We start from the raw sequence: 11079 nt of genomic DNA on the forward strand, positions 1-11079 counted from the left end.
TGCCGCCGAAGCCCTGCAGCGTATTTCCGCCATCGTCGCCGATCAGGGTATCGTCGCCCTGGCCGCCGTCGACATTCTCGAAGTTGGAAATATTGTCGCCCTGTGCGTCCCCGCCCTGCCCCATCAGGGTCAGCAGGTTCACCGTCACGCCGACGGTGCTGTCGCTGTAGGTCACGGTGTCGACGCCCAGGCCGCCATTCAGCTGATCGGCGCCGGCACCACCCCGGACCAGGTCGTTGCCGTCGCCGCCATCGAGCACGTCGTTGCCGCCCAACCCGGAGAGATTGTCATTGCCGCCAAGGCCGAGAAGGCTGTTCGCCGCGGCAGACCCAACCAGCACGTCATCATGCTGCGAGGCGCTGATGTTCTCGACATCGGCGCCGATCACATCGCCCTGCGCCTCACCCCCTGAGCCGGTGCCGCCGATCGTGACATGGACGCCGGCGGCGCTGAGATTGTAGCTGATGGTGTCGACGCCATCGCCGCCGTAAAGCTTGTCCGCGCCGGCGCCGCCTTCGAGCCAATCATTGCCGGCACCGCCATACATGACATCATTGCCGCCGCTTTCCGCATAGATGGTGTCGTCGCCGCCATAGCCGTAGAAGGTGTCGTTGCCGGCGCCGTCGAACCACAGGTTCGCACCGTCGTCACCGTAATAGATCGTCATGCCGGATCCTTCCGCGCCTGCTGGTCTCGCCGCCCATGGCAACGCGCCGTTGAGCGGACCCCGCCGATGCGGATGGCGTCCGTCGGTGCGGGGTCATTGGGTGCGCCAATGTCCGAAATCGCGGATCCGGCCTCAATCCCCCAGGAATCGGGGATGGGTGCCCAGGAACCGGGTGGGAAGGATCAGGCGCCGATCAGCCCACGGGCGAGCGCCATGGCGACGGCTTCGGTCCGGCTGGTCGCATGCAGCTTGCGCATCGCCGCCGCGATATACTCGTTGACGGTGTAGACCGACAGCGCCAGGTGACGCGCCGCTTCCTTGCTGGAGGCCCCGCGGGCAACCCAGGCCAGGCAGTCGCGTTCGCGCGGAGTCAGCCCCAGGCCGGACGGGCCGGGAGCGATGGGACCGGGTTCCTTGGCCGCCACGAGGCTGCGTTCGATCCGCAACGCCCGGCCCAGATGCGGGGCTAGCGCCTGCAGGAACCGGATCTGCCCCTCGTCCCAGTCCGGCCGGCGCCGCGGACGCCACAACGACAGCATTACCGACAGGTCGCGCTGGTTGAAATCGACCCAGTACAGGCCACGATCCTTGCCCTGCGGGTGCATGAAGTCGTTGTAGAACTCCGTCCGCTGATACTCGGCATCGGGCACCAGCATGGAGTTCGCGAATACCGCCCCGGCCGGCAGCCGATGCAGGACCGGCAGGATCGGCAGCAGTTGGTGGTAATGCGCCTGGTAGCTCTGGACATAGGCCGGGTCGGTCTCGGTGGCGATGGTGGCGGGTACCCCCGGATCGGCCCCGATCCGGCGAAGCACCACCGCTTCGCCCCCCAGCACATCGGCCAGTCGGCGCAACACCAAGAGCCAGTCCTCGCTGCCGACGCCAGCATCGTAAATGGCGTCGACCAGGCGGAGCATCTCCGGCTCTCCCGGCAGGGCGGTGGACACGATCCGCGGATCGGCCCGCAGGCCCGATCCGGCTGGGCGGAGCAGCTTCATCGGCACCGGGCTAGCCATCGATCAGACCGCGGACCAGCGCGACGGCGACGGCTTCGGTGCGGCTGGCCGCCCCCAGCTTCCGCATCGCGGTGGCGATGTATTCGTTGACCGTATAGAGGGACAGGCCCAGCCGGCGCGCGGCTTCCTTGCTGGACGCGCCACGTCCGATGCAGGCCAGGCAATCCCGTTCACGCGGGGTCAGGGCCGGCCGAGGCCCGGCCGCGGCAGCATCCTCATCGGCCACGCCGGCAAGACGCCGCTCGACCCGCAAGGCCCGGCCCAGATGCGGACCGAGCTGGCGCAGCGCATCGACCTGCCGGTCGCCCCAGTCGTTCCAATGACGCGGCCGCCACATCGAGAGACCGACATCCGGCTGGCCCTGCCGATTGAAATCGATCCAGTTCAGGCTGCTGTGGATATCCTGCGGCACCAGGAAGTCGTTGTAATATTCGGTCCGCGTGAGATCCGCCTCCGGCATCAGCATCCGGTCGACGAAGACGGCCCCGGCCTGGAGGTGCGGAAAGATCGCCAGCTTCGGTTCGGTCTTGTGATAGTGGCTGTGATAGAGGTCGATATTGCCCGGATCGGTGTGGATGGCGGTGGTCGCGGCATCCCGGAACGGCGACCGGAAGTGATGCAGCACCATCGTCGTGCCGCCCAGCATCCCGGACAGGCGGCGAAGAACCACCGTCCAGTCGTCTTGCCCGACCGCGGCGTCGTAGAGTTGGCCGACCAGATGAACCAGCGCGGTTTCATCCGGCTCGGCGGAAGACTGAACATCGATCATCGGCCCCACCGCCGATCGACCGATGAAACGGCCCGTCATGATTGTCCCTCTCGCTTTGCAGGCGTTGTATCCTGCGCCTGCCCACCCCAGGCAGTAGGGGAATCATGACGACGTCCGGCCCGTGCCGCGGTGATGAAGCGCACAGCACGAGCGGAGATGGCGAGCGGTCCGCGCCGGGGAGTGCCGGCACGGCATCGGCGGCTGGGCCGATTCATTTGTCCACGACGCAACGATGAGAGCGATTTCAGTACACTACATAAAATATTATATTTTTCCAGACTGAATCCCGGCGCACTGGATCGTTCCCTGGATCCGGGTGCCCAGGCGCCCCCCCGGCCCCCCGGGACGAAACTGGTTGTTCCGGGGGCCGTGTTCCGCCGCTCTATCGTCCCGCCACGGCCATCACTTGGGATATCGCCGCGTCCAGCAGTTCCACGCCCAGGTCGATCTCGGGCTCGGCGACCGTCAGGGGCGGGGCGATGCGCATGGTGCCGCCCGACAGGCCGGCCCGCACGATATTGGCGGACAAACCAAGGTCCAGCGCGACATCCGTCACCGCATCGGAAATCGCGGCCGCGTCGCGGCCGTCGGCATCGGTGAACTCCAGCCCCAGCAGCAGGCCGCGGCCGCGGATATCGCCGATGCAGGGATGGCGCCGCTGCAGCCCGCGCAGGCCTTCTGCCAGCCGCGTGCCCATCTGCTGCGCCCGGGCGGCCAGCCCGTCGCGGACCACGATCTCCAGCACCTTCAGTCCGACCGCGGCGGGCAGCGGGTCGCTGACATGGGTGGTGTAGAACAGGAAGTCGCGCGCCTCGGCCTCGGCGGCGATCACCTCGCTGGTCATCAGCGCGGCCAGCGGCAGCCCGGCCCCGAGCGTCTTCGACAGGGTCAGGATATCGGGCACCACGCCATCGCGCTCGAAGGCGAACATCAGGCCGGTTCTGCCGATGCCGGTCTGCGCCTCATCCAGGATCAACAGCATGCCGCGGGCCCGGCAATGCGCCTGCAGCGCCTGGAGATAGCCGAACGGCAGGTCCAGCACGCCGCCGCTGCTCAGGATCGGCTCGGCGATGAAGGCGGCGAGGTTGCCGGTGCTCTGCCGGTCCAGCAAGTCAAAGGAATCGTCCAGCTCCTGCCGCCAATCGACACCGGGGAAGCGCGGGCGATACGGGTTCGGCGCCGGGATGCCGAACTGGCCGGGCATCAGCGGGCCGGTGCCGCGCCGGCCGGCCTTGTAGGTCGCCGCCGCGGCCGCACTGGTCATGCCGTGCCAGGACTGGGTGAAGGCCGCGATCTCCCATTTGCCGGTGATCAGCTTGGCCAGCCGGATCGCCGCCTCGTTCGACTCGCCGCCGGTCGACAGCAGCATCACCTTCGGCAGGCCCGGCACCAGCCCGGCCAAGGCCTCGGCCAGGTCGACCACCGGCGCCGACAGCATCGAGGAGAACAAATGGTCGAGCCGACCGATCGAGTCGCGCACCGTGGCCACGATCTCGGGATGGGAATGGCCGAGGATGGCGCTCATCTGGCCGGAGGTGAAGTCGAGCACCCGGCGGCCGCCGGCATCCCACAGGAACGCGCCCTCGGCCCGCACCGGGACAAAGGGCACGAAATCACCGCCATAGCGCAGCAGGTGCCGGCGGGCGCGAGCCCAGAAGGCGGTGTCGAGTTCGGCCGAAATATGGTCCATGGGACAGCTCCGAAGCCACGCTCTGGGCGGGAAGGCGATCCGGGACAGGCGTGGCGCGCTGCCCACCAGCATCATTTGTCCGGCCGCGCCCGCCCACAACCGCAGAGAACTCGCTGGACTCGTGAGATGGATTCATCATTCTGATCAACGCCCGGCCGCGTTTGAGGGATCGACGATGAATCGACCGAGCCTGCCGCTGCGGGCGCTGGTGGCCTTCGAGGCAGCCGCCCGGCTGGCGAGCTTCCGGGCGGCGGCGGAGGAGCTGGCGCTGACCCCGTCGGCGGTCAGCCACCAGATCCGGATCCTGGAGGCACGGCTGGGCCTGCCCCTGTTCGAGCGGGTCGGCCGCGGCGTCCGGCTATCGCCCGACGGTGCCGAATTCTTCGGCAAGATCCATGACTGCTTCGACACCCTGGCGCATGCGATCGAGACCACGGCCCGGCGCGGCCGGCGTGCCCGCCGGGCGGAGGTCGTGCGGCTGCGCACCCCGCCGTCGCTGGCCGGCCGCTGGCTGCTGCCCCGCCTGCCCGCCTTCCTGGCCGGGCACCCGACGATCGACATCCGGGTCGATGCCGACCTGCCGATGGTCTCGGAGACGCCCGGCATCGAGGCTGACGCCGTCCACCTGGCGATCGCCTATGGCGACGGCAGCCGGTGGCGGTCCCGGGCGGCGCCGCTGCTGACGGAGAGGATCCAGCCGCTCTGCGCCCCTGCCCTGGCCGCCGGCGGCGCGATCCGGTCGCCGCGGGACCTGCTGGCGTTGCCGCTGATCGTGACCCGGGACAACCTGGTGTCCTGGGAGGACTGGTTCCGGCACCAAGGCGTCGGGCTCGATGACGGCTTTGCCGGCACCCTTCAGTTCGACCCCTCGCATGTCGCGATCGAGGCGGCAACGAAGGGCCTCGGGGTGGTGCTGGAAAGCGATGTCCTGACCGAGGACGAGCGGCGCGACGGCCGCCTGGTCGCACCCTTCGCCGGATCGGGGCTGGTCTCAACCTCCTACTGGCTGGTCGTCGCCAAGACGGCGTCCGGCCGGGAGAGCGTCGAGGCGGTGCGCACCTGGCTGCTCGACAGCGCCGCGACGCGCACCACCGGGGACTGGACCGCTACCGCCCTGCCGTCACCGTCACGCTCCGGCCCGGCGGAACCCTGACCTCGACCACCGAGACCGTGACGCCGTCGACCGTCGTCGGGATCGCCCGCCGGCCGATACCGTCGACCGTCACGATGTCGGTGCGGCCCGGGAACTCGGCCCGCCAAGTCAGGACCCGGCGTCCCCGGGCATTGGTCAGGGTCGACTGCCTCAGCCCGTCCTGCCGCACCGTGACCAGCCCGTCGCCGATGCGGATGTTACGGGCCTCCAGCCAGCCGATATCGGCCGGCAGATGCGACCGGGTCGTCACCAGCCCCTGGGCGGCGTCGGGATCGACACCCAGCAGACCCTGCACGGTCTGGGACACCAGAGTGAAGGACGTCTCGGGATAGTTGCCGTTGGTGCCTTGCGCCGCCACCGGATGGGGGTTGTTGCGCTGGTCGTAGATGTACTGCATCCACTTCCAGGCGGTCGCGTCGCGCTGGGAGGGGAAGAACGTGTCCGGCAGATAGGTCAGGGCCTCGATGTTGCTCGGCCGTGTCGCCGGATCGGTCGCCTGGGCGTCGATGAAGTCGAGATAGTTGTCCAGCCGCGGCCCCGGCGCGACGATGCGCTTCATCGGCATGAACCAGCTGTTCTCCTTGCCCCAGCCGCCGACCGGCTGCGCCACGGCACCCGAGACCGAATAGCCGCGCACCAGCGGCGTGATGCCGGGCCGGTCGGACCAGGTCCGATTGAAGTACAGCTTCAGCGCCGCCGCCCGGATCCCATTGGCCACGGCCCCGCGCAGGTCGCCGCCGGCGGCCGCCAGGTCGGAGGCGGCGAGATAGGCGCGATACTGCGAACCGATGCCGTCGCCGGCCTCGATCAGCCCTTCGCCGCTCTCGTTGTAGCTGGCGACGCCTTCGAAGATGTTGCCGCTGACGCCCTCGGCCACCTTGACCGCGCCGTTCGGGATCTTGGCGTCATGAGTGTCCACGAAGGCGGTCACCGCGTTGCGGGCGAAGCTGGTGAAGTCAGCGTCGGCGATGTAGTCGCGGTCGCCCGACCAGTGCCAGGCCTTGTCGACCGCCTCGACCAGCTCGAACACCGCCGGCAGTTCGCGCACGAAGTTGGTGTCGCCGTGAAAATCGATCGCCAGCGGCGTCGTGGTGTCGAAGTTGAAGGACCAAACGGTGTAGAGGCCACGCGCCGGCGTCGCCGAGGTGGCGAAGCTGCGCAGCATGTTCTTGTTGGCCGGCGCCAAGCCGAGCAGCTGGGCGCCGACCAACTGGTGCACCATGTCGCGGGCGTAGTAGCCGGAGCGGTGGTGGTAGCCCGCCCAGTAGCTGGCGCGGTAGGTGGCGGTGCCGGTGCCATCCGGATGGTTCTCGTCGACATTGATCTTGCCGACCGTGCCGTCGGCCAGCACCCAGTTGTTCGCCTTGGCCTTGGCCCAGCTGAACAGGTCGACCAGCTTGGGGTTGGACGAGGCGACGGCGATCTCGGCCGCGTCATCGGCGACATCGACATCGTCGAAGTTGATCCAGCCATCGGTCGCCGAGGTCACCGTGATCTCCAGCACATCGCCGGCCTTGGCCGCGAGGCCACCGACGACATAGCGCTGATAGGTGGTGTCCTTCGGCAGCGGCGACGACGCCACGATCCGGCCGCCGATCCGGGCCTCCAGCGTCCCGTCGCTGCCCGAGGTCGCGACCCAGGCCGAGACCTGGAAGGGGCCGGCCCGGTCCAGTTGGACGGTGCGCCGGACGGTCAACCCGGTGCCGCTGTCGAGATAGGCCAGCTTCGCACCGCTGTGCGGCAGGTTGGTGGCGACGCCGGTGCCAGCCGAGAACTGCCACCCGGTGGTCCCGCTTTCGAAGCCGGGATTGAGGATCGGCACCTCCGCTGCGCGGATTGGCGCAGCGGCCAATGCAGCGGCAAGAAACAGCGGAGCGAAAACCAGGGCGTGGAAAGCCAACGCTGGCCTGCGACGAGTCATGGGTCCCTCCTCTGGATGGCGGGTCCGGACGATTGCCGAATGGCAGGGAGCGCCGGACCCGCCCCTGCCGCCGGGCGGTCAGGCCACCCGCAGCAGCGGCACCGCCTGGGCCGGGCTGCGCAACGCCTCCGGGATCCATTCGCCATGGGCGGTCAGCAGGTCGTCGACCAGCTTCCAGATCTGGTCGAGGTCCAGTTCGGCCGCCGTGTGCGGGTCGAGCATGGCGGCATGGTAGATGTGGTCGCGGTTGCCGGTCAGCAGCGCCTCGACCGTCAGCGACTGGACGTTGACGTTGGTCTGCATCAGCGCGGCCAGATGCGGCGGCAGTCGGCCGATGGCGATCGGCTGCACGCCGTTGCGGTCGACCAGGCACGGCACTTCGACCGTGCAGTCGGACGGCAGGTTGTCGATCAGCCCGTGATTGGCGACGTTGCCGTAGATCACCGCCGGCTGGCCGGTTTCCTTTGCGCGGATGATGGTCGAGCCGTATTCGACGCTGCGCTTGATCTCCAGCGGCACCGACGGGTCCTGCAGCTGGGCGCGCAGGGCGCCCCATTTGTCGATCTGGCGTTCGCAGCGGGTGATGTATTCGTCGAGCGGGATGTTGAACCGGTCGACGATCTCCTCACGCCCGCGCTTGATGTACCAGGGCACGTATTCGCTGAAATGCTCGCTGGATTCAGTGACGAAATAGCCGAGCCGCAGGAACATGTCGTAGCGGACCCGGTTCCATTCCGGCACCCGCCCCTCCTCCACCACCTTGCGGATCAGGGGAGTCAGGTCTTCGCCGTTGCGTTCGAATTTCAGGTAGAACGCCATGTGGTTGATGCCGCCGCAGAGATAGCTGATCTCCTCGACCGGCACGCCGATATCCTCGGCGATCTCGGCGGCCGTGCCCTGCACGCTGTGGCACAGCCCGACGGTCTTGATCTTGGTCGCCCGATTGAGGGCCCAGCAATTCATCGCCATCGGGTTGGCGTATTGCAGATGGGTCACGTCGGGGCACAGCCGTTCCATGTCGCGGGCATGGTCCAGCAGCACCGGCACGGTGCGCAGCGCCCGCATGATGCCGCCGATGCCCAACGTGTCGGCGATGGTCTGGCGCAGCCCGTAGGTCTTCGGCACCTCAAAATCGGTCACGGTGCAGGGCTTGTAGCCACCGACCTGGATCATGGTGATGGCATAGTCGGCGCCGTCGAGCGCGCGGCTGCGGTCGGTCGTCGCCTCGATCGCCGCCGGCGCGCCCAGCGCATCGGCGATACGATGGGCGACGGTTTCCGAGGTCGCCAGCCGCTCCGGGTCGATGTCGAACAGGGTGATGCGGGCGTCGGCCAGCTCCGGATAGGACAGGATGTCGCCGATCAGGTTCTTGGCGAAGACGGTGCTGCCGGCACCGATGAAGGTGATCTTGGGAGAGGTCATGGGAGGGTCCCGGTTGGAAGAGCTATTGGAACAGCGCGTTGACCTGGTCGTTCGCATCCTTGAGCAGCGGCGCGACCGGCACGTCCTCAAGGAAGATCCGGTCGAAGGCCACGTTCACGATCGACAGGATCTGCGGCGAGTAATCGGTGATCGGGTAGAGGAAGGTCTGGTCGGGCGTCGCCTCGCTGGTGAAGGCGGTGACGTCCTGGCCGCGGCTGGCGAAGGCCTCCTGCGCCAGCTTGGCGTCGGCCGGGATCGCCGGGAACACCACGCCGGCCTTGCCGATGATCGACTGGCAGTCGGAAGAGCCGAGGAACTTGACCCATTCCCAGGCCTCGTCCGGGTGCGGGGTGCCGGTCCAGATCGAATCGCCCAGGCCGTTGAACATGCTCTTGCGCCCTTGCGGCCCCTTTGGCAGCGGTACGAAGCCATAGGGGAAGGACACGTTCTTGGCATACCAGGTGGAATTCCAGGAGCCGTCGGAGACCAGCGCGCCCTTGCCGGCGCTAAGCAGCGCGGTGCCGCCGAGGGCGCCGACATCCTTCTGCGGAATGGCGTAGCCCTTCTTCAGCGACAGGTCGCGCAGCCAGGTCAGGGTCTCGGCCAGGATCGGGTCGTCGTAATGATAGGCGGTGGCCCAGGGCCCGTCGGTGAATTTGAAGCCGGCCGAGACGGCCAGGTAGCTCCACTGCGTCTGGCCGTAGCCGTCGATCTTCGGGATGATCAGGCCGTACTGCACGACATGGGCTGGGTCGAAGCCGGGCTGGTCGCCGCGCTTGCCGCTGGCATCGAGCGACAGCCGCGCCAGGATCTTCTCGAAGCTGCCGCCATCCTTGGGGTTCCAGGTGGCGTCGCGCAGCTCATCGACCGACACCCCGGCCTTGTCGAGCATGTCCTTGTTGTAGACCAGGGCGACCGTGTCCCAGTCCTTCGGCATGCCGTAGACCTTGCCGTCGCGGGTCCACAGGTCGAGCAGCCCGGGGCTGTAGATGCCGGTGTCGACCTTGTCGCGCGCGATCAGCGGCGTCAGATCCATGATCTGGCTGTTGGCCACGAATTCGGGATAGGAGCGCAGATGGTCGGCGAAGACATCCGGCGCCTCGCCGGAGACGAAGCCGGTCGACAGCGTGGTCCAGTAGTCGAGCCAGCCATACTGCGTCACCTTGACGGTGATGTCGGCGTGCCTGGCGTGGAAGGCATCGGCGCATTCCTTGTAATGCGGCGCCTGCAGCGCATCCCACAGCCAGTAGTTGAGCGTGGTGTCGGCCCGGGCACCGCCGCTGGCCAGCGCCAGCGACAGGGCGGCGGCCGACAGGGACAGGATCTTCGACAGGGTCGCGGTCATCTCAGGGCCTCCTCCGGTCTTGGTTGTGGAACGCGGGTCATTTCAGCCCGCTGAACTGCAAAGATTCGACGACGCGCCGGCCGAACAGCACGAGCAGGACGATCACCGGCACAATCGACAGCACGGTGCCGGCCATCATCCCGGTCCAGTCCGGATTGCCGTTCTGCTGCTGAGTCTTGAAGGCGGACAGTGCCACCGACATCACCCGGACCTCGGCGTCACGCCCGACCAGGAACGGCCAGAAAAAGTCGTTCCAGGCGTTGATCGACAGCAGGATCGCCAGCGTGGCGATGGCGCTGCGATGCACCGGCAACACCACGCTCCAGAAGATCCGGAACGGCGAGGCGCCGTCGATCCGCGCCGCCTCCTCCAGCTCGCGCGGGGTCGACAGGAAGAACTGGCGCAGGAAGAACACGGCGAAGGGCGACATCAGGATGGTCGGCGCCACCATGCCCTGGAAGGTGTTGAGCCAGCCCAGCTCCTTGATCAGCACGAAATTCGGGATGAACAGCACGATCGCCGGGATCATCGTCGCGGCGATGAACAGGTAGAAGATCACGGTCGAGCCGAAGAACCGGATGCGGGCGAAGGCATAGGCGGCCAGCGCCGAGAAGAACACCTGCCCGCCGACAGTGAGCAGGGTGAAGATCGTGCTGTTGCGCAGCGCCAGGCCGAAGTTGATCGGCGAGGACGGCGTCGCCGGGTCGACCGGCGCCAGGCCGAGCACCCGGCGGAAATTGTCCAGGGTGATGTCGGTCGGCAGCAGCAGGGTCGCCTGGTCGAACAGGGTCGCAGTCGGCACCAGCGCGGTCTTCAGCGTGATCCACAGCGGAAACAGCGAGCAGACGACGAAGCCGGCCAGCACCACCCAGGCCAGGGCCCGGCCGGGCGAGAACCGGAAGGCCGGGGACCGGGGCAGGACGAAGGTCGCGGTCATGGCAGCGTCCTTCACTCGAGGTCCGAGCTGCCGGCGCGCAGCGCCCGCATCTGCAGGATGGTGATCAGGATCAGCACGGCGAACAGCGCCACCGACATCGCCGAGGCGTAGCCCATCTTCGAGAAGCGGAAGGCGCTTTCGTAGACGTACCAGATGATC

The 11079-nt window shown here is 67.8% G+C and carries 9 protein-coding genes; 1 reads left to right on the forward strand and 8 read right to left on the reverse strand.

Annotated elements, in window-relative coordinates; genetic code table 11:
• The 4 genes from AC3XYG_RS31905 to AC3XYG_RS31920 all read right to left on the reverse strand — a co-directional run.
• On the reverse strand, positions 1-667 hold a 667-nt coding region (locus AC3XYG_RS31905; protein WP_489143914.1), incomplete at its 3' end, for a calcium-binding protein.
• 182 nt (positions 668-849) lie between these two features.
• Positions 850-1665 (reverse strand): helix-turn-helix transcriptional regulator, encoded by an 816-nt coding sequence (locus AC3XYG_RS31910; RefSeq protein WP_489143915.1) that lies wholly within the window; start codon positions 1663-1665, stop codon positions 850-852.
• A 10-nt stretch (positions 1666-1675) separates the two neighbouring features.
• Complete coding sequence (locus AC3XYG_RS31915) at positions 1676-2491, reverse strand: response regulator transcription factor (RefSeq protein ID WP_489143916.1); 816 nt, start codon at positions 2489-2491, stop codon at positions 1676-1678.
• A 343-nt stretch (positions 2492-2834) separates the two neighbouring features.
• Positions 2835-4142, reverse strand: a complete 1308-nt coding sequence (locus tag AC3XYG_RS31920; protein ID WP_489143917.1) for an aspartate aminotransferase family protein — start codon at positions 4140-4142, stop codon at positions 2835-2837.
• Between the two features lie 175 nt (positions 4143-4317).
• On the opposite strand from AC3XYG_RS31920, the gene AC3XYG_RS31925 reads away from it, so the two are divergent.
• Positions 4318-5295, forward strand: coding sequence for a LysR substrate-binding domain-containing protein (locus tag AC3XYG_RS31925; RefSeq protein ID WP_489143918.1), 978 nt, complete (start codon positions 4318-4320; stop codon positions 5293-5295).
• Here AC3XYG_RS31925 and AC3XYG_RS31930 read toward each other — a convergent pair.
• The 4 genes from AC3XYG_RS31930 to AC3XYG_RS31945 form a co-directional block, all read right to left on the reverse strand.
• Positions 5249-7117 (reverse strand): hypothetical protein, encoded by a 1869-nt coding sequence (locus tag AC3XYG_RS31930; RefSeq protein ID WP_489143919.1) that lies wholly within the window; start codon positions 7115-7117, stop codon positions 5249-5251. The genes AC3XYG_RS31925 and AC3XYG_RS31930 overlap by 47 nt on opposite strands.
• A 177-nt stretch (positions 7118-7294) precedes the next feature.
• Complete coding sequence (locus AC3XYG_RS31935) at positions 7295-8638, reverse strand: alpha-glucosidase/alpha-galactosidase (RefSeq protein WP_489143920.1); 1344 nt, start codon at positions 8636-8638, stop codon at positions 7295-7297.
• A 22-nt stretch (positions 8639-8660) separates the two neighbouring features.
• Positions 8661-9983: an ABC transporter substrate-binding protein gene (locus AC3XYG_RS31940; RefSeq protein WP_489143921.1), complete on the reverse strand. Its 1323-nt coding sequence runs from the start codon at positions 9981-9983 to the stop codon at positions 8661-8663.
• Between the two features lie 37 nt (positions 9984-10020).
• Positions 10021-10920, reverse strand: a complete 900-nt coding sequence (locus AC3XYG_RS31945; RefSeq protein WP_489143922.1) for a carbohydrate ABC transporter permease — start codon at positions 10918-10920, stop codon at positions 10021-10023.
• Between the last annotated feature and the right edge of the window lie 159 nt (positions 10921-11079).

The sequence above is a fragment of the Inquilinus sp. genome, from assembly GCF_057815775.1.

Excerpts from the sequence above, each read along its gene's own strand:
- AC3XYG_RS31910 (WP_489143915.1), bottom strand. The coding sequence starts at position 1,665 with ATGAAGCTGCTCCGCCCAGCCGGATCGGGCCTGCGGGCCGATCCGCGG.
- AC3XYG_RS31915 (WP_489143916.1), bottom strand. The coding sequence starts at position 2,491 with ATGACGGGCCGTTTCATCGGTCGATCGGCGGTGGGGCCGATGATCGAT.
- AC3XYG_RS31920 (WP_489143917.1), bottom strand. The coding sequence starts at position 4,142 with ATGGACCATATTTCGGCCGAACTCGACACCGCCTTCTGGGCTCGCGCC.
- AC3XYG_RS31925 (WP_489143918.1), top strand. The coding sequence starts at position 4,318 with ATGAATCGACCGAGCCTGCCGCTGCGGGCGCTGGTGGCCTTCGAGGCA.
- AC3XYG_RS31935 (WP_489143920.1), bottom strand. The coding sequence starts at position 8,638 with ATGACCTCTCCCAAGATCACCTTCATCGGTGCCGGCAGCACCGTCTTC.
- AC3XYG_RS31940 (WP_489143921.1), bottom strand. The coding sequence starts at position 9,983 with ATGACCGCGACCCTGTCGAAGATCCTGTCCCTGTCGGCCGCCGCCCTG.
- AC3XYG_RS31945 (WP_489143922.1), bottom strand. The coding sequence starts at position 10,920 with ATGACCGCGACCTTCGTCCTGCCCCGGTCCCCGGCCTTCCGGTTCTCG.